General features: G+C 73.9%; 19 protein-coding genes. 9 read left to right on the top strand and 10 right to left on the bottom strand.

Going from position 1 to position 17,596, the window contains the following annotated elements:
* Window positions 1-765: an SDR family oxidoreductase gene (locus OG861_RS23240; RefSeq protein ID WP_329194415.1), complete on the bottom strand. Its 765-nt coding sequence runs from the start codon at window positions 763-765 to the stop codon at window positions 1-3.
* Between the two features lie 56 nt (window positions 766-821).
* On the opposite strand from OG861_RS23240, the gene OG861_RS23235 reads away from it, so the two are divergent.
* The 5 genes from OG861_RS23235 to OG861_RS23215 are packed head-to-tail and all read left to right on the top strand — an operon-like array spanning window position 822 to window position 5,181.
* A complete protein-coding gene (locus OG861_RS23235; RefSeq protein WP_329194417.1) occupies window positions 822-1,571 on the top strand; it encodes an enoyl-CoA hydratase family protein in 750 nt (249 codons plus the stop codon).
* Window positions 1,568-2,419 carry a CoA transferase subunit A gene (locus OG861_RS23230; RefSeq protein WP_329194419.1) on the top strand — a complete coding sequence of 284 codons (852 nt, stop codon included), beginning with the start codon at window positions 1,568-1,570 and terminating at the stop codon, window positions 2,417-2,419. Before OG861_RS23235 ends, OG861_RS23230 begins: the two co-directional genes overlap by 4 nt.
* Window positions 2,416-3,147 carry a CoA-transferase subunit beta gene (locus OG861_RS23225; RefSeq protein WP_329194421.1) on the top strand — a complete coding sequence of 244 codons (732 nt, stop codon included), beginning with the start codon at window positions 2,416-2,418 and terminating at the stop codon, window positions 3,145-3,147. Before OG861_RS23230 ends, OG861_RS23225 begins: the two co-directional genes overlap by 4 nt.
* Window positions 3,148-3,151: 4 nt before the next feature.
* Entirely contained in the window at window positions 3,152-4,219 is a 1,068-nt protein-coding gene (locus OG861_RS23220; protein WP_329194423.1) for an NAD(P)H-dependent flavin oxidoreductase, read from the top strand.
* Between the two features lie 38 nt (window positions 4,220-4,257).
* The gene (locus OG861_RS23215; RefSeq protein ID WP_329194425.1) at window positions 4,258-5,181 is read left to right on the top strand and encodes a tyrosine-protein phosphatase; all 924 of its coding nucleotides are present in this window, start codon (window positions 4,258-4,260) and stop codon (window positions 5,179-5,181) included.
* A 108-nt stretch (window positions 5,182-5,289) separates the two neighbouring features.
* Here the strand turns inward: OG861_RS23215 and OG861_RS23210 are convergent, their stop codons facing one another.
* The 5 genes from OG861_RS23210 to OG861_RS23190 all read right to left on the bottom strand — a co-directional run bounded on the left by OG861_RS23210 (window position 5,290) and on the right by OG861_RS23190 (window position 10,143).
* Window positions 5,290-6,945: a DEAD/DEAH box helicase gene (locus tag OG861_RS23210; RefSeq protein WP_329194427.1), complete on the bottom strand. Its 1,656-nt coding sequence runs from the start codon at window positions 6,943-6,945 to the stop codon at window positions 5,290-5,292.
* A 101-nt stretch (window positions 6,946-7,046) separates the two neighbouring features.
* On the bottom strand, window positions 7,047-7,250 hold the full coding sequence (locus OG861_RS23205; RefSeq protein ID WP_008743912.1) for a cold-shock protein: 204 nt from the start codon (window positions 7,248-7,250) through the stop codon (window positions 7,047-7,049).
* A gap of 255 nt (window positions 7,251-7,505) precedes the next feature.
* Window positions 7,506-8,663 (bottom strand): acetyl-CoA C-acetyltransferase, encoded by a 1,158-nt coding sequence (locus OG861_RS23200; RefSeq protein WP_329194428.1) that lies wholly within the window; start codon window positions 8,661-8,663, stop codon window positions 7,506-7,508.
* A 20-nt stretch (window positions 8,664-8,683) separates the two neighbouring features.
* The gene (locus OG861_RS23195) at window positions 8,684-9,298 is read right to left on the bottom strand and encodes a TetR/AcrR family transcriptional regulator (protein WP_329194429.1); all 615 of its coding nucleotides are present in this window, start codon (window positions 9,296-9,298) and stop codon (window positions 8,684-8,686) included.
* A gap of 26 nt (window positions 9,299-9,324) precedes the next feature.
* On the bottom strand, window positions 9,325-10,143 hold the full coding sequence (locus OG861_RS23190; protein WP_329194431.1) for an SDR family oxidoreductase: 819 nt from the start codon (window positions 10,141-10,143) through the stop codon (window positions 9,325-9,327).
* A gap of 55 nt (window positions 10,144-10,198) precedes the next feature.
* Here OG861_RS23190 and OG861_RS23185 point away from each other — a divergent pair, with 55 nt between their 5' ends.
* Window positions 10,199-11,344 (top strand): acyl-CoA dehydrogenase family protein, encoded by a 1,146-nt coding sequence (locus OG861_RS23185; protein WP_329194432.1) that lies wholly within the window; start codon window positions 10,199-10,201, stop codon window positions 11,342-11,344.
* Window positions 11,344-12,342 carry an acyl-CoA dehydrogenase family protein gene (locus OG861_RS23180; RefSeq protein WP_329194434.1) on the top strand — a complete coding sequence of 333 codons (999 nt, stop codon included), beginning with the start codon at window positions 11,344-11,346 and terminating at the stop codon, window positions 12,340-12,342. Before OG861_RS23185 ends, OG861_RS23180 begins: the two co-directional genes overlap by 1 nt.
* On the opposite strand, the gene OG861_RS23175 is transcribed toward OG861_RS23180, so the two are convergent.
* The 3 genes from OG861_RS23175 to OG861_RS23165 form a co-directional block, all read right to left on the bottom strand.
* Complete coding sequence (locus OG861_RS23175; RefSeq protein WP_329194436.1) at window positions 12,329-13,066, bottom strand: class I SAM-dependent methyltransferase; 738 nt, start codon at window positions 13,064-13,066, stop codon at window positions 12,329-12,331. The two genes, OG861_RS23180 and OG861_RS23175, sit on opposite strands and share 14 nt — an antisense overlap.
* A 126-nt stretch (window positions 13,067-13,192) precedes the next feature.
* Window positions 13,193-14,074: an alpha/beta hydrolase gene (locus OG861_RS23170; protein ID WP_329194438.1), complete on the bottom strand. Its 882-nt coding sequence runs from the start codon at window positions 14,072-14,074 to the stop codon at window positions 13,193-13,195.
* Window positions 14,071-14,799 (bottom strand): SDR family NAD(P)-dependent oxidoreductase, encoded by a 729-nt coding sequence (locus tag OG861_RS23165; RefSeq protein ID WP_329194439.1) that lies wholly within the window; start codon window positions 14,797-14,799, stop codon window positions 14,071-14,073. The genes OG861_RS23170 and OG861_RS23165 overlap by 4 nt, the downstream gene beginning before the upstream one ends.
* 86 nt (window positions 14,800-14,885) lie before the next feature.
* Between OG861_RS23165 and OG861_RS23160 the strand changes: the two genes are divergently transcribed.
* Together OG861_RS23160 and OG861_RS23155 are read left to right on the top strand one after the other, a co-directional pair.
* Window positions 14,886-15,488, top strand: coding sequence for a PadR family transcriptional regulator (locus tag OG861_RS23160; protein ID WP_443056753.1), 603 nt, complete (start codon window positions 14,886-14,888; stop codon window positions 15,486-15,488).
* A 55-nt stretch (window positions 15,489-15,543) separates the two neighbouring features.
* Window positions 15,544-16,044, top strand: coding sequence for a pyridoxamine 5'-phosphate oxidase family protein (locus tag OG861_RS23155; RefSeq protein ID WP_329194441.1), 501 nt, complete (start codon window positions 15,544-15,546; stop codon window positions 16,042-16,044).
* 27 nt (window positions 16,045-16,071) lie between these two features.
* On the opposite strand, the gene OG861_RS23150 is transcribed toward OG861_RS23155, so the two are convergent.
* Window positions 16,072-17,367: a glycoside hydrolase domain-containing protein gene (locus tag OG861_RS23150; protein WP_329194442.1), complete on the bottom strand. Its 1,296-nt coding sequence runs from the start codon at window positions 17,365-17,367 to the stop codon at window positions 16,072-16,074.
* Between the last annotated feature and the right edge of the window lie 229 nt (window positions 17,368-17,596).

Raw genomic sequence — 17,596 nt, 5'->3', positions numbered from 1 at the left:
TCAGTCCTCCTTGTTGACATGTGCCGCGTCCAGAAAGGCGGGCCGCTCCCCGCCGCCGTGCACCAGCAGGCTCGCCCCGCTCACGTACGCCGCCCGGTCCGAGGCCAGGAACACCGCCGCCGCCCCGATGTCGCAGGGTTCCGCCAGCCGCCCCAGCGGAACGGTTGCGGCGACCGCCCGGACGCCCGCCTCGTCCCCGTAGTGCAAGTGGGCCAGTTCGGTCCGCACCATGCCGGGGACCACCGAGTTGACCCGTACCTCGGGCGCCCACTCGACGGCCATCGAGCGGGCCAGGCTCTCCAGCCCCGCCTTCGCCGCCCCGTAGGCGGCCGTGCCCGGCGAGGGGCGGGTGCCGCTGACGCTGCCGATCATCACGACCGAGCCCCGGGACCCCCGCAGCCACGGGTAGGCGGCGAGCGAGGCCGTCATCGGGGCGAGGAGGTTCAGCTCGACGACTCGGGCATGGCGCGCCGCCTCCCCCTCCCCCAGCAGCCGGTACGGGGTTCCGCCCGCGTTGTTGACCAGGCAGTCCAGCCGCCCGTACCGCTGGGCGACCGCCTCGAACAGCTCCTGGACGGCGGGGGGTTCGCGCAGGTCGACGGCGGTGAAGGCCGCCTGCCGGCCGTCCTCCTCGACCGGCTGCCGCGGCGGGCGGCGCGCGCAGACGACCACCTGCGCGCCCGCCGCGAGGAACGCACGCGCGATGCCCGCGCCCACCCCCCGGGTTCCGCCGGTGACGACGACCACCCTCCCCTTGAGCTCCATCGGCTGCTACCTTCCTCACCTAACAAATGTTTGGTGGAAAGGTAGCTGATCCGCCCATGGGTGTCTCCACCTCCAGCCCCGACGAGGGCATCGCGCTGGTCACCGTCGACTTCCCGCCCGTCAACGCCCTCCCGGTGAGCGGCTGGTACGAACTCGCCGACGCCCTGCGCGCCGCCGGCCGCGACCGGTCCGTTAGGTGCGTCGTCCTCGCCGCCGAGGGCCGGGGCTTCAACGCCGGCGTCGACATCAAGGAGATGCAGCGCGACAGCGGCCACGGCTCCCTCATCGGCGCGAACCGCGGCTGTTACGAGACCTTCGCCGCCGTCTACGAGTGCGAGGTGCCGGTGGTGGCCGCCGTCCACGGTTTCTGCCTCGGCGGCGGGATCGGCCTGGCCGGGAACGCGGACGCGATCGTCGCCTCCGACGACGCCGCCTTCGGCCTGCCCGAGCTGGACCGGGGCGCGCTCGGCGCCGCCACCCACCTGGCCCGCCTGGTCCCCCAGCACCTGATGCGGGCCCTGTACTACACCTCCCGTACCGCGACCGCGGCAGAGCTGCACGCGCACGGCTCGGTGTGGAGGGTCGTCCCGCGCGCGGAGGTCCGCGCCGCCGCCCTGGAGCTGGCGGCGGAGATCGCCCGCAAGGACGGCTACCTGATCCGGCTGGCCAAGGCGGCCATCAACGGCATCGACCCCGTCGACGTACGGCGCAGCTACCGCTTCGAGCAGGGGTTCACCTTCGAGGCCAATCTCAGTGGGGTCGCCGACCGGGTCCGCGACTCCTTCGGCAAGGAGCGGGAAGCATGACCGACAAGTCCATGACCCCCGAGGACGTGGTGGGGCGGCTGCGCAGCGGGATGACGCTGGGCATCGGCGGCTGGGGCTCGCGGCGCAAGCCCATGGCGCTGGTGCGGGCACTGCTGCGCTCCGGGATCACCGACCTCACCGTCGTCTCGTACGGCGGCCCGGACGTCGGGCTGCTGGCCGCGGCCGGGCGGATCCGCCGGCTCGTCGCCCCCTTCGCCACCCTCGACTCGATCCCGCTGGAGCCGCACTTCCGGGCCGCCCGCGAGCGGGGCGCGTTCACGCTGACCGAGCTGGACGAGGCGATGTTCATGTGGGGCCTGCACGCCGCGGCGAACCGGCTGCCGTTCCTGCCCGTGCGCGCCGGCCTCGGCTCCGACGTGATGCGCGTCAACCCCGAGCTGCGGACCGTCACCTCCCCCTACGCCGACGCGGAGGAGTTCGTCGCCGTCCCCGCCCTGCGCATGGACGCGGCCCTGGTCCACCTGAACCGCGCCGACCGTCTCGGCAACGCCCAGTACCTGGGCCCCGACCCGTACTTCGACGACCTGTTCTGCGAGGCCGCCGACGCGGCGTACGTCTCCTGCGAGCAGCTCGTGGAGAGCGCCGACCTCGCCAAGTCCGGGCCGCCGCAGTCCCTGCTCGTCAGCCGCCACAGCGTCACCGGCGTCGTGGAGACCCCGGGCGGGGCGCACTTCACCTCCTGCGTCCCCGACTACGGCCGGGACGAGCCCTTTCAGAAGCTGTACGCGTCCACCCCCTGGCCCGAGTTCGCCGCCCGCTTCCTGTCCGGGCCGGGCGAGTCGGCCTACCAGTCGGCCGTCCAGGCCTGGCACGAGGAGCAGCGGTGACCAGTGAGCCGACCCGCGCCGAATACTGTGTGATCGCCTGCGCCGAGGCCTGGCGCGGTGACGGTGAGGTCCTCGCCAGCCCCATGGGCCTCGTCCCTTCCGTCGGCGCGCGGCTCGCGAAACGGACCTTCAGCCCCGACCTGCTGCTCACCGACGGCGAGGCGGCGCTCGTCGGGCTCGACGGCACGGTGGAGGGCTGGCTCCCGTACCGCCGTCACCTCGCCATGGTCACCGGCGGCAGGCGGCACGTGATGATGGGCGCCAGCCAGATCGACCGGTACGGCAACCAGAACATCTCCTGCATCGGGGACTGGGAGCGGCCCGCCCGCCAGCTCCTGGGGGTGCGCGGCGCACCTGTCAACACCCTCAACAATCCGGTGAGTTACTGGATCCCGCGGCACTCGGCCCGGGTCTTCGTGGAGCGCGTCGACATGGTCAGCGGCGTCGGCTACGACCGGGCGGAGGCGGCCGGGGTGACGCGCTTCCACCGTCTGCCCCGGGTGGTCAGCGATCTCGGCGTCTTCGACTTCCGGACCCCCGACCGCTCGATGCGCCTGGCTTCCCTCCACCCCGGGGTCACCGTCGACCAGGTCCGGGACGCCACCGGTTTCGACCTGGCGGTGCCCGACGACGTCCCGTACACGCGGGAGCCGAGCGCCGAGGAGCTGCGCCTGATCCGCGAGGTGATCGACCCCGAGGGCCTGCGCGAGCGGGAAGTACGGGTCTGAGGCGATGGAGACGGCATTGACGGAGCTGGTCGGGGTCCGGTACCCGATCGTGCAGACCGGCATGGGATGGGTGGCCGGCCCCCGGCTGGTGTCGGCGTCGGCGAACGCGGGCGCGCTGGGGATCCTGGCGTCGGCGACGATGACGCTGGAACAGCTGCGGGCCGCGGTGCGCGAGGTGAAGTCCCGTACGGGCGCGCCGTTCGGGGTGAACCTGCGCGCCGACGCCGGTGACGCCGCCGAGCGGGCCCGGCTGATCATCGACGAGGGGGTGCGGGTCGCGTCCTTCGCGCTCGCGCCGTCCCGGGAGCTGATCGTCCGGCTCAGGGACGCGGGGGTGGTCGTCATCCCGTCGGTCGGGGCGCGCAGGCACGCGGAGAAGGTCGCGGCGTGGGGTGCGGACGCGGTGATCGTGCAGGGCGGCGAGGGCGGCGGACACACCGGCGAGGTGGCCACGACCGTGCTGCTGCCGCAGGTCGTCGACACCGTGGACATCCCGGTGATAGCGGCGGGCGGTTTCCACGACGGCCGGGGCCTCGTGGCGGCCCTCGCCTACGGGGCGGCGGGCATCGCGATGGGTACCCGCTTCCTGCTCACCTCCGATTCGACCGTCCCGGACGCGGTCAAGGCCGAGTACCTCAGGGCGGGCGTCAAGGACGTCACCGTCACCACGGCCGTCGACGGGCTGCCGCACCGGATGCTGCGCAGCGAGCTGGTCGATTCCCTGGAGCGGGCCGGCCGCGCCCGGGCGCTGGCCCGGGCGGTGCGCCACGCGGCCGGTTTCCGCAGGCTGTCGGGCCTGTCCTGGTCGCGGATGGTGCGGGACGGGCTGGCGATGAAGCACGGCAAGGACCTGTCCTGGAGCCAGGTCCTGCTCGCCGCGAACACGCCGATGCTCCTCAAAGCGTCCATGGTCGAGGGCCGCACGGACCTCGGTGTCATGGCGTCCGGGCAGGTCGCAGGGGTGATCGAGGACCTCCCGTCCTGCGCGGAACTCGTCGGCCGGGTCATGGCCGAGGCACAGAGCGCACTCGTACGACTGCACGCCGGCGGGACCCTGCCCCCACCAGGGTGACCGTCCCTTTCCCCCTCCTCCCCTCAGGAGCCGCCCAGATGAGCCGTGTCCGTATCCGCCTGGTGACGGCGGCCCTCGCCGCCGCCCTCGCCGTCACCACCGTGTCCGCCACCGCAGCCTCCGCTGCGCGGGCGCCCGTCCGCCCCGGGCTGCACCGGACGGCAGCAGAAACGATCCGTCAGATTCCCCTCCAGGGCGCGGTCAACTTCCGCGACCTGGGCGGCTACCGCACCTACACCGGCGGGCAGGTCCGCCAGGGGCTGGTCTACCGCTCCGACGCGCTGAACAAGCTGACCGCCGCGGACCTCACCACCGTCTCCGGCCTCGGCCTCACCAAGGCCGTCGACTTCCGCGTCCCGTTGGAGGTCCGCTACGACGGCGCCGACCGGCTGCCCGCGGGGCTCACCCCCACCTCGCGCCCGGTCAGCGACCTCGGCCTGTACGCGACCCTGCTCACCGTCCTCTCCAGCGGCGACCCCGCCGAGCAGGAGCAGATGCTCGGCGGCGGCCGCGCCGAGGCCTACATGCGCGACATCTACCGCACCTTCGTGACCAGCGCAGAGAACCGGGCGCAGTTCGCGGCGACGCTGCGGGAGATCGCGGACGGCACGGGGCCGCTGCTGTACCACTGCACGTCGGGCAAGGACCGTACCGGCTGGGTGAGTTACGTGCTGCTGCGCGCGCTCGGCGTCCCCGAGAGCGGCGCCGGGCAGGACTACCTGGCCTCGAACACCTTCCGCGCGGCCTACGACGCCCAGGTGCGGGCGGGCCTCAAGCAGTCGGGCCGGATGCAGGACCCGGATCTGCTGATCCCGCTCCAGGAGGTCCGCCAGGACTACCTGGACGCCGCGACCGCCCGGATGGAGGCGGACTACGGCGGCTTCTACGGCTACCTCACCGACGGCCTCGGCCTGGACCTGCGGACCCTGGCGAAGCTGCAGACGAGGCTGGTCCGGTCGTAGAAACCGCCGTAGACGTGGATACGGCCGTGGATACGACCGTGGAAACGGCTACGCCGGGCGGCGCGCTCACTGCGCGCCGCCCGGCGTAGCGGGGTACTTCTTGCCGGATCAGGCCGACCGGCGCCGGCCCTGGCCCGCGCCACCGACGCGGCTGCGCGCAGAAGCCGCCGCCGCACCGCCGGAGGGGGCGCCACCGCTGCGCCGACCGCGTTCGCCCGAGCCGGAGCCCTGACCGGCCGCCTGTCCGCGGCGGGCCTGGCCCGTACCGGCGGCGGGAGCCTGCCCGGCGCCGGGGCCACCGGAGCGGCGGCTGCGGCCACCACCGGCGGACGGAGCCGCGCCCGCGGACGAACCCGTACGCGATCCGCCCGAGCGGCGGCCCGAGCCGGAACGCGCCTTGGGCTGCGCGGGCTGCGGCACCTCCAGCACCACCGGGATGCCGGACGGCGTCTTGGCGCCGGTCAGGCGGGACAGTTCCTCGTCGGAGGACTTGATCTGCGCGGTGCGCGGGGAGATCCCGGCGTCCGACATCAGGCGGGTCATGTCGCGCTTCTGGTCGGGCAGGACCAGGGTGACGACGCTGCCGGACTCCCCGGCGCGGGCGGTACGGCCGCCGCGGTGCAGGTAGTCCTTGTGGTCGGTGGGCGGGTCCACGTTGACGACGAGGTCCAGGTCGTCGATGTGGATGCCGCGCGCGGCCACGTTGGTGGCGACGAGCGCGGTGACCTCGCCCGTCTTGAACCAGTCCAGGGTGCGGTTGCGCTGCGGCTGGGAGCGGCCGCCGTGCAGGCCGGAGGCGCGCACGCCGTCGGCCAGCAGCTTCTTGACCATGCGGTCGACACCCCGCTTGGTGTCCACGAACATGATCACCCGGCCGTCGCGGGCGGCTATGCGCGTCGCCACGGCCTTCTTGTCGGTTTCGTCCATGACGTACAGGACGTGGTGTTCCATCGTGGTGACGGCGCCGGCCGACGGGTCGACGGAGTGGCCGACCGGGTCGGTCAGGAACATCTTGACGAGCTTGTCGATGTTCTTGTCCAGCGTCGCGGAGAACAGCATGGTCTGGCCGTCGGGCCGGACCTGCTTGAGCAGCGCGGTGACCTGCGGCATGAAGCCCATGTCGGTCATCTGGTCGGCCTCGTCGAGGACCGTGATCGCGACCTCGTCGAGGATCGCGTCGCCGCGGTCGATGAGGTCCTTGAGCCGGCCGGGGGTGGCGACGAGCACTTCGGCGCCGCGCCGCAGGGCGCCGGACTGCCGGTTGATCGACATGCCGCCGACGACGGTGGCGATGCGCAGGTTGACGGCGGTGGCGTACGGCGCCAGCGCGTCGGTGACCTGCTGCGCGAGCTCACGGGTCGGTACGAGGACCAGCGCGAGCGGCGACTTGGGCTGCGCGCGGCGGCCGGCGGTGCGGGCGAGCAGCGCCAGGCCGAAGGCCAGCGTCTTGCCGGAGCCGGTGCGGCCGCGCCCGAGCAGGTCACGGCCGGCCAGGGAGTTCGGCAGGGTCGCGGCCTGGATCGGGAAGGGTTCGGTGACGCCCTGGGCGGCGAGGGTCTTCAGCAGCGCCTCAGGCATGTCCATGTCCTCGAACGCGGCGACCGGCGGCAGCGCCGGGGTCAGCGGTTCGGGCATGGTGAATTCTAGGGGCCTGGCGGCGGGGGCGGACTTCTGCCGTCCCGCACCAGCCTTCGGACGTCCCTGGGCCGCTCCTCGGCCCCGGGCGGGACGGCGGCTGGGTCGTGCGGAGCTGGAGCTGGTCATGCGAGAAAGCCCTCCTGAAACCGGCAGGTAAAACAAAGGTCGAAACAGCAGACAAGCCGGGGCCCGCACCTCGCGGTGCGGACCCCGGCATGCTGAAAAAATTAGGCGGGGAGGATGTTCTCCGCCTGGGGGCCCTTCTGGCCCTGGGTGACGTCGAAGGACACGCGCTGGCCCTCGGTGAGCTCACGGAAGCCCTGGGTGGCGATGTTCGAGTAGTGGGCGAAGACGTCCGGGCCGCCACCGTCCTGCTCGATGAAGCCGAAGCCCTTTTCCGAGTTGAACCACTTCACGGTGCCAAGTGCCATTTTGAATCTCCTGAATAGGCGGCAAGGGCCCCATCCGGAGATCCCGGTAAAAAACAAAAGCGCCTGTCGGAGCATTCCCGTCAGGCGCACATAAGTTTCATGGGTACCACAACTGCAACGCCTCCAAAGCTAGCACACGAGCCCCGGGGACGGTCAACACCGTTGTGTGACCTGCGTCCCCGGCGTCCCCGGGCCCGTGTCCCCGGCGCCGCGGGCCCGCGTTCCGGGCGCCGCGGGCCCGTGTCCCGGGCGCCCTTACAGGCGCTCGATGATGGTGACGTTGGCCTGGCCGCCGCCCTCGCACATCGTCTGGAGGCCGTAGCGGCCGCCCGTGCGCTCCAGCTCGTGCAGGAGCGTGGTCATGAGCCGCACGCCCGTCGCCCCCAGCGGGTGGCCCAGGGCGATGGCGCCCCCGTTGACGTTGACCCGGTCCGGGTCCGCGCCCGTCTCCTTGAGCCAGGCGAGGACGACGGGGGCGAACGCCTCGTTGATCTCCACCAGGTCGATGTCGTCCAGCGACAACCCGGTCTTCCGCAGCGCGTACGCCGTCGCGGGGATCGGCGCGGACAGCATCCGGATGGGGTCCTCGCCCCGCACCGACAGGTGGTGGATGCGGGCCCGCGGGCGCAGGCCGTGCGCGGCGACCGCACGCTCGGAGGCCAGCAGCATCGCGGCGGCGCCGTCGGAGACCTGGGAGGAGACGGCCGCGGTGATGGTGCCGCCCTCCACCACGGGCCGCAGGGCCGCCATCTTCTCCAGGCTGGTGTCGCGGCGCGGGCCCTCGTCGGCGCTCAGGTCCCCGTAGGCTTCCGTCTCCCGGTCGAAGCGGCCCTCGTCGGCGGCCCGCACGGCCCGCTCGTGGGAGCGGAGGGCGAACTCCTCCATGTCCCGGCGCGAGATCCCCCACCTGGCGGCGATGAGCTCGGCGCCGTGGAACTGGTTGACCGGAGCGTCCCCGTACCGCGCGCGCCAGCCCGCCGAGCCGGCGAAGGGCCCCTGCGTGAGGCCGAGCGGTTCCGCCGCCTGCCGGGAGGCGAAGGCGATCGGGATCATCGACATGTTCTGCGTGCCGCCCGCGACGACCAGGTCCTGGGTTCCGGAGAGCACGCCCTGCGCCGCGAAGTGGACCGCCTGCTGCGAGGAGCCGCACTGCCGGTCGACGGTGACGCCGGGGACCTCCTCGGGCAGGCCGGCCGCGAGCCATGCCGTCCGGGCGATGTCGCCCGCCTGGGGGCCGACCGTGTCCAGGCAGCCGAAGACCACGTCCTCCACCGCCGCCGGGTCCACCCCGGACCGCTCCATCAGGGCCCGCAGGACGTGCGCGCCGAGGTCGGCGGGGTGGACGGCCGACAGGCCTCCCCCGCGCCGCCCCACGGGCGTGCGTACCGCGTCGACTATGTAGGCCTCGGGCATGGGGACTCCTCGGGGTCGGGTCAGGTGCGCAGGGCGATCCCGTCCAGCACCATCGACAGGTACTGGCGGGCGATCTCCTCGGGGCTGTGCTGTCCGCCGGGCCGGTACCAGGAGGCCGCCACCCACACCGTGTCGCGTACGAAGCGGTAGGTCAGGCGGATGTCCAGGTCGGCGCGGAACACCCCGTCGGCCACCCCGCGCTCCAGCGTGCCCAGCCAGGCGTCCTCGAACTTGCGCTGGGAGTCGGAGAGGTAGTGGAAGCGGGGCTGCGCCGAGAGGTGGCGGGACTCCTTCTGGTAGATCGCGACGGCGGCGCGGTGCCGGTCGATCTCGCGGAAGGATTCGGTGACGAGGGCCTCGATGGTCTCCCGTGGGCCGAGGCCGGCGGCGAGGACGGTGTCGTAGCCCTGCCACAGCTCGTTCAGGAAGGCCGAGAGGATCTCGTCCACCATCGATTCCTTGGAATCGAAGTGGTAGTAGAGGCTGCCGGCGAGCATGCCGGCGGCGTCGGCGATCTTGCGGACGGTGGTGGCGTTGTAGCCCTGTGCGGCGAAGACCTCCGCGGCGGTGTCGAGGAGTTCACGGCGCCGCTCGGGCGATGCGGTCACCTGGGTTTTCTTCTTGTTCGTTGGCACGCGCCCATTGTCGGTCCAGGCGTGGTCTAGGCGTGCTGGCTGCTGACGGAGACGGTCTCGCCCGTCATGTAGGAGGAGTAGCCGCTGGCCAGGAAGACGATGACGTTGGCGACCTCCCAGGGCTCGGCGTAGCGGCCGAAGGCCTCGCGGGCGGTGAGTTCGGCGAGGAGTTCCCCGCTCGTGACCTTCACCAGGTGCGGGTGCATGGCCAGGCTCGGGGCGACCGCGTTGACCCGTACGCCGAACTCCGCGGCCTCCAGTGCCGCGCAGCGGGTCAGGGCCATCACGCCGGCCTTGGCGGCCGCGTAGTGGGCCTGGCCGCGCTGGGCGCGCCAGCCGACGACGGAGGCGTTGTTCACGATGACGCCGCCGCTTCGGGCCGCCTTGAGGGAGCGCAGGGCGGCGCGGGTGCAGCGGAAGGTGCCGTTCAGGGTGACGTCGAGGACGCGGCCCCACTGCTCGTCTGCCATGTCGACGAGGTCGGCCGTGCCGCCGAGTCCGGCGTTGTTGACGACGACGTCGAGGCCGCCGTGGGCGTGTTCGGCGTGTGCGAACAGGGCGCGCACCTGTTCCTCGTCGGTGACGTCGCAGGGCAGGGAGGTGACCCGGTCCGCCCCGAATTCGGCGGCGAGGGCGGTCTCGGTCTCCTTGAGCCTGCGGGCGTGCGCGTCGCCGATGACGATGCGGGCGCCCTCCTCCAGGAAGCGGCGGGCGGTGGCGCCGCCGATGCCGGCGCCGGCGGCGGCGGTGATGACGGCGGCGCGGCCTTCCAGCAGCCCGTGCCCGGGTGTGTACCGGGGTGCGCGGTCGCGGGGTGTGTGGTCGGACTCCTCGACGCTGCTCATGCCGGTACGTTAACCTACCTAACACTTGTTAGGGAAGCGGGGAGGCGGGCGCCTGATGGAGCTGACGCACACAGCCGGGGTCCGGGCCTTCCGGGCCGAGGCCCGGGACTGGCTCGCCGCGCACGTGCCCGCCTCGCCCTTGCCGTCCCTGGAGACGGCGGAGGGCTTCGCCGCGCACCGCGCGTGGGAGGCGCTGCTGCACTCCGGCCGCTGGGCGGTGGTGTCCTGGCCCGCGGAGTACGGCGGCCGGGGGGTGGACCTGGAGCGCTGGCTGGTGTTCGAGGAGGAGTACTGGGCCGCGGGCGCCCCCGGACGCGTCTCGCAGAACGGCATCAGCCTGCTCGCCCCCACCCTCCTGGCCCACGGGACGCAGCAGCAGCGGGCCAGGGTGCTGCCCCCGATGGCGAGCGGCGAGGTGATCTGGGCGCAGGCCTGGTCGGAGCCGGAGGCGGGCTCGGACCTGGCCTCGCTGACCTCGCGGGCCGAGCGCACGGAGGGCGGCTGGCTGCTGTCCGGGCAGAAGACGTGGTCCTCGCGGGCGGCGTTCGCGGACCGTGCGTTCGGGATCTTCCGTTCGGACCCGGGCGCGGCCGGACCCCACCAGGGCCTGACCTACCTGATGTTCGACCTGCGGGCGCCCGGGGTGACGGTGCGGCCCATCGGCCGGCTCGACGGCAAGCCCGCCTTCGCGGAGCTCTTCCTCGACCAGGTGTTCGTCCCGGACGAGGACGTCATCGGCGAGCCGGGACAGGGGTGGCGGATCGCGATGTCCACGACCGGCAACGAACGCGGTCTCACCCTGCGCTCCCCGGGCCGCTTCCTGGCGGCGGCCCGCCGACTGGTGTCGCTGTGGGAGGCGGCCGGCGCTCCCGGGGACACGGCGGTGCGGGACCGGGTCGCGGACGCGGTGGTCGGGGCGCGCGCGTACGAGTTGTTCACCTGGGCGAACGCCGCCCGGTTCGCGGCGGGCGAGACGATCGGCGCCGAATCCAGCCTGAACAAGGTGTTCTGGTCCCAGTACGACATCGCGCTCCACGAGACGGCACTGGACCTGCTGGGCCCGGACGCGGAGCTGGCGGACGGCGCGTGGGCCGAGCCGTGGGTGTTCTCGCTGGCCGGGCCGATCTACGCGGGCACGAACGAGATCCAGCGCGACATCATCGCCGAGCGGCTGCTCGGCCTCCCGAAGGGCCGCCGCTGATGCGCTTCCTGCCGACCGACGAGCAGCGCGATTTCGCCCGTACGCTGCGCGCCCTGCTCGGCGCGGCGGACGTCCCGGCCGCGGTACGGGCCTGGGGCGCGGGCGCGCACGGGCCCGGGCGGGCGCTGTGGGCCCGGGCGGCCGGTACGGGGCTGTTCGCGCTCGCCGCCGACGAGGCGTACGACGGGCTGGGGCCGCTGCCGGTGGAGACGGCGTTCGGCTTCGTGGAATGGGGCCGGTCGGGGATGCCGGGCCCGGCGGTGGAGACGGCGGCGGTGGCGGTACTGCTGTCCCGGCTGGGTGACCGGACGCTGGCGAAGCGGTTCCTGCCGGGGCTGCTGGCGGGGGAGGTGCTCGCCACGCTGACCCTGCCGGGCGGGGGCCCGTACGCCCTGGACGCGGACGCGGCGGCGTACCGGTTCCGGGTGTCGCAGGAGGGCGGGCTGTGGCTGGCACGTGGGCCCGGGGAACCGCTGGCGTCCACGGACCCGGCGCGGCGCCTGTTCCGGCCGGACCCCGCCGGGCAGGAGCCGCTGGCGGCGGGCCCCCGGGTGGCGCGGGCGGCGCGGGCCGCGCTGGAGTGGGCGCGCCTGCTGACGGCGGCCCAGTGCCTGGGCGTGGGCGAGGCGCTGCTGGCCCGCACGGTGGAGTACGCGAAGCAGCGCACCCAGTTCGGCACGCCCATCGGCGGCTTCCAGGCGGTCAAGCACCGGCTGGCGGACACGCTCATGGCCCTGGAGTTCGCCCGGCCGTTGCTGTGGGCGGGCGCCCTGTCGCTGGAGCGGGGCGAGGTCGCGGCGGCGAAGCTCACCGCGGGCGAGGCGGCGTACGCGGCGGCCATGACGGCGCTCCAGGTCCACGGTGCGGTCGGCTACACGGAGGAACTCGACCTCTCGCTGTGGCTGCGCAAGGCGCGCCCGCTGCGGGACGCGTGGGGCACGCCGTCGCAGTGCCGCGCCGAGGTGCTGGAGGCGCTACCGCCGCTCACAGGACGCTGACGCTGAGCGTGACGACGTACCGCTCCTCGACGACGCCGTCGGGGAACACGGCCTCCAGGCGGGTGCGTTCGGCGTCCAGGAACTCCCGGGTGCGGTCCTCGCCCAGCATCAGGAACATGGAGTGGCTGGCGTGGTTGGCGAGGTGGGAGTCCAGGGGGACGCGGCGCGACCAGCGGATCTCGCGGGTGGTGAACGCCGGCTCGGGCGGCAGGCCGCGCGGGGCGACACCCGGGGCGGCGTCGAGGAAGGCCGCGATCCGTGCGTCCTGCTCGGCGATCCAGGGGACGGCGTAGTCCATGTCGTTCCACCACAGCGCGAGCGCGCCGCCGGGGCGCAGCACGCGGCGGGCCTCGGGGAGGGAACGCGCGGGGTCGGTCCAGTGCCAGGCCTGGGCGTACGTGACGAGGTCGAACCCGGCGCTCACCAGGGGCAGCCGGTCGCCGTCACCGCGCACGAGCGGGATACGGGGGTGCGCGCGGCGGAACTCGGCGGCCATCCCGTCGCCGGGCTCGACGGCGACGACGTCGGCCCCGCGCGCGCTCAGCGCCCCGGAGGCGATCCCGGTCCCGGCCCCGACGTCGGCCACCCGCGCCCCGTCCAGCGGCCGCCCGCCCAGCTCCTCCAGGGAGTCGAAAAGCTCGCCGGGGTACCCGGGCCGGTGGGCGGCGTACAGCGGGGCGGCGGCGTCGAAGGACCGCGCCCTGGTACGGGGTTTCGTCGTCATCCCCCCATTGTCCGGGCGCCGTTCGGGGCCCCGCCTCCGGGGTCGGGCGCCCGTCGGCGCAGCCCTCGTGCCGGACCGGAGGGAAGATCGGCCGCCCGTGCGGGAGCGGCTGCCGTGCCCGCCCTCCTATTGCGCGAGCCAGGCCGCGGCGGCCGTGAGGGCCGAGGAGGCCGCGGGCAGGGGCAGGCCCAGGAAGCCGTGGAAGACACCCGGGTAGAGGTGGACGGCGCAGTCGACGCCGGCCGCCCCGAGGCGTCGGGCGTAGGACAGTCCCTCGTCTCGCAGGACGTCGCAGTCCGCGAGGACCATCAGGGTGCGCGGCAGCTGCGAGACGTCGGCGGCCGCCGGCGGGGAGACGTGCGGGTGCTCCGGGTCGCCGCCGTACTGCTCCCAGTACCAGGCCATGTGCGCGGCGGTGTGGAAGTAGCCCTGCGCGTAGCGGTCGACGGATGCGGAGCACATCGAGGCGTCCAGCGGCGGGTAGACGAGCAGTTGCCCGGCGAGCAGTCCCGGTGCCCGCAGGGCGGTCACCGCCGCCAGGTTGCCGCCGCTGGAGTCGCCCGCCACCGTCACCCGGTCCGGGTCGCAGCCCAGGGGCCCGGCCTGCGCGCGGGCCCACCGCAGCACCGTCAGCGCGTCGTCCACCGCTGCCGGCCAGGGGTGTTCGGGGGCCAGGCGGTAGTCGGCGGAGACGACCACCGCGCCGGAGGCCGCCGCCAGCGCCCGGCACACGGGGTCGTGGCTGTCGAGGCCGCACATCACCCAGCCGCCCCCGTGGAAGTAGACGACCAGGGGGCGCCCGGCCGTTCCCGGCGCGGGGTCGTAGACCCGTACCGGAACACCCGCGGCGTCCGTGTCCTGGACGCGGGCCACCACCGGGCCCTCGGGACGGGCACGGCCTCCGGTGGCCGCCGCCCGCAGGGCCGCGACGTCGCCCGGCCCGGGGAAGCCCGCCGTCAGCGTGTCGCACAGCGCCCGCGCGTCCGGGGAGAGGGGGTCGCCGGTCATCCGGCCGTCATCCCGCCGTCCACCGCGAACTCGGCGCCGGTCACGTACGACGAGGCGTCCGAGCAGAGGAAGCGCACGAGTTCCCCGACCTCCTGCGCCCGCCCCATCCGCCCGAGCGGTACGTGCGACCAGTCGCGCCCCTCGACGGCCCGGGCGACCATCGGGGTGTCGACGGCCCCCGGGTGCACGGAGTTGACGCGGATCCCGTCGCCGGCCAGGTCCAGCGCCGCGGAACGGGTCAGGCCGCGCAGGGCGAACTTGGTGGAGCCGTACGCCGCGTGGCCGGGTATCCCGACCAGGCCGGCGGTGGAGGAGACGTTGACGATCGAGCCGCCCCCCGCCGCGCGCAGCAGTGGGGCCACCGCCTGGATGCCGAGGAACGGGCCCAGCAGATTGACCCTCAGCAACTCCTCGAAGCCGGCGGGGTCCTGTTGCTCGACGTGGGCGGTGCGCCACAGCGCCGCGTTGTTGACCAGCGCCGAGACCGTGCCGAAGGCCGTGACCGCCTCGTGTACGACCGTCGCCCAGCCGGCCGGGTCGGCGACGTCGTGCCGTACGTAGAGCCCCTGCTCGCCGAGCTCCTTCGCGACCGCCCGGCCCTCGTCCTCCCGTACGTCGGTGACGACGACCCGTGCCCCGGCTTCCGCGCACATCCGGGCCTCGGCCGCGCCCTGGCCGCGTGCGGCGCCGGTGATGACGACGACTTTCCCGTCCAGTGTGACCACGGAACCCCCCTGTTGGTTTCTAATAGGCATACTTCTAGCAGTCATACCCCGGGGGCGGAAGGGCCGTGACGCGTACCGGCCATAGACTGCGCTGCGTGCCAGACGAGACGAACAAGCGCGCACTGCCCGCCACCGGCTGGGCGGTGCTCGGACTGCTCTCCTTCGGCAAGGAGCTTTCCGGTTACGACGTGAAGAAGTGGGCCGACCGCTCGTTGCGCTTCTTCTACTGGAGCCCGTCGTTCAGCCAGGTCTACAGCGAGCTGAGGCGCCTGGAGGAGGCCGGTTACGCCTCCTCGCGCCGGATCGGCCAGGAGGACGGCGGCGCCCGCGACAAGCGCGTGTACGAGATCACCGAAGCCGGTCTGGCGGCCGTACGGGAATGGGCGCGCGAGGCGCCGGTCGACCCGCCGGTGCTCAAGCACGGGCCGATGCTGCGGCTGTGGCTGGGCCACCTGCTGGAGCCGGCGCAGATGCGCGAAGTGCTGGGGCGCCACAGGGAGTTCGCGGAGGAGATGCGCCGGCGCGCGGAAGCGGACGCGGCGGCGGCCGGGGGCGAGGAGGCCTGGACGTACCCGACGCTCACCCTCAAGTGGGCCGAGCGGTACTACGCCGGTGAGCGCGACCTGGCCGCCGCGATGCTGGACGACATCGAGGCGCTCACCACGGAGCGCGGCCCCGCGGGCGCGTGACACGGGGCGGTGCGCCTGAGCGACGCCCGCCCGGGGGCCGCGCTTTGATGGACGTATGACGACGAACAACTGGGCAGCGTTCGAGAAGGCGGATCCGGACTTCGCTGCGGCCGTCCGGGCCCGCTTCGCTCAGCGGCCCCACCACGTCCTGGCCACCCTGCGCCGGGACGGCTCCCCGCGCCTGAGCGGGCTCAACGTCGACATCCGCGGCGGCGAGCTGTGGCTCGGCATGATGCCCGGCTCGATGAAGGCCATGGACCTGCGCCGCGACCCGCGCTTCGCCCTGCACTCCAACCCGGGCGAGGACGAGACGATGCCCGGCGGGGACGTACGGGTCTCGGGGCGTGCGCTGGAGCTGCTGGACCCGCCGGAGCTGCACCGGTACGCGGAGGAGACGGAGACCCCCCACCCCTTCCACCTCTTCCACGCCGACCTGACGGAGGTCGTCCACATCACGGTCGAGGGCGACGACCTGGTGATCCGCACCTGGACCCCGGGCCACCCCGTGCGCACGCTGCGCCGCGGCAACGACGACGAGCCGCCGCGCGAGGGGTGAGCGCGTGGCGGCTGCGCCCTGCGCCGCTCAGGCGGTGCCCTTCGTGGTGAACGGGATCAGGTCCCGGCCGCGCCGCAGCGGGGGGAAGGCGGCCGGGTCGACGTCGAGCCGGCTGCGGTCGATGTTGATCGTGACGTCGCCGAACGTGGCGTCGTGTCCTCCGCGGAACTGGTGGGCGCGGCGCCGGCCGGGCCACTGGGCGCCTCCGGCGGGCAGGCCCATGTCGGCGTCCGTGACCGAGGCGGAGAGGTTCCAGCGGGCCACCCACAGCACGTCCGGCATGTCCTGCGGGGCCTGGTGGTAGTGGGCGCTCAGCGCCGGGACCCCGGACGCGGCGTGCACGTAGGCCGCCGCGCGGTAACCCAGTGCGTGCAGCCGTGCCGTCCAGGCGGTGAGGTAGGCGACGACCGGGGCGTCCCAGGTGTCGCGGTCGGTGTAGTGCTCCAGGTCGTTGTAGAGCACCGTGTTCGCCCCGAGGCCCAGCGAGCGGGCCGCCTCGACCGCGCCCTCTGCGGCTTCGACGCCCTCGTCGCCGGCCTCGGAGGGGTCGGTGGACAGGCCGGTGCTGGAGCTGTCCCAGGGCTGCGGGCCGACCCAGATCGGCATCAGGTGCCAGCCCGCATCGGCCTGACGGCGGATCCAGCCGGAGGTCAGCCGGGGCTGGGCGCAGGCCCGGGCGCGGCCGCCGATGTAGATGCCGACCGCGCGGAAGGGGGAGTCGGCCCGCCAGGTGTCCATGTCGCTCTGGGTGGGGGCGGTGCAGGCGTCGAAGCCGGTGCCGGTGAAGGCCGGCTGGCCGGTGAGGGGGCGCGTGGCCACGGCGGGGCTCACGGGGTCGGCCGCCGGGGGGCCGGCGGTGGCGGGGGTGACCGTACGGGCCCGGGCCAGGAGTTCCCGTACGGCGTCGGGGCTGTTCCCGTACGACAGGGTGGCCATCACCCCGGGGTACCGCAGGGCGTAGCGCACCTCACGGCTGTCGCCGGGCGGGGTCGACGGCAGCCGGGTCCCGTCGGTGCGCAGGGTGGGGATGTCGGCGCGCTCGGGGGCGCCGTCGAGGGGTTCCAGGTGCAGGGTGTCGGCGCGGCTGCGTACGGCGCGGCCGGTGCACTCGCCCTGCCCGCCGGCGTGCCCGAGGTAGAGGGTGGGGAGGTCGAGGCGCAGGCAGGCTGCGGGATTCCGGTCGAGGTCGACGACGCGCCAGTCCGCGGGGACGGTGAGGCGCATCCCGTGGTACTCGACGGTCCGCCCGTCGGCGGTGGCGGGCGGGGCGGGCGCGAGCAGGGCGGCACCCAGCAAAGTGGCCAGCATCATTCGGGACGGCATGGGGCCCACAGTTACCAGAAGCAGCCGCGCTGAACTGGGGTGTCCGGTGCAGTTGGTCCGTCCGGCCTACACCCCGGCCGGGTGCGAGCAGCGCTCCGGCCGGCCGGCGCACGTCCCCCGCCACTCCCCCGGTACGGCCCGGCCTGCCTGCGCCGCGGCCCCGGCGGCCCCTTTCCGGCGGCCCTGGCGGCGGTCACCCGCACGAGCGACCCGCGTCGGCGAGCCCGCG

Origin of the sequence: Streptomyces sp. NBC_00539 (genome assembly GCF_036346105.1) — a bacterium.
Taxonomy (GTDB): Bacteria; Actinomycetota; Actinomycetes; order Streptomycetales; family Streptomycetaceae; genus Streptomyces.
This window is presented reverse-complemented; position numbering and strand designations above follow the sequence as displayed.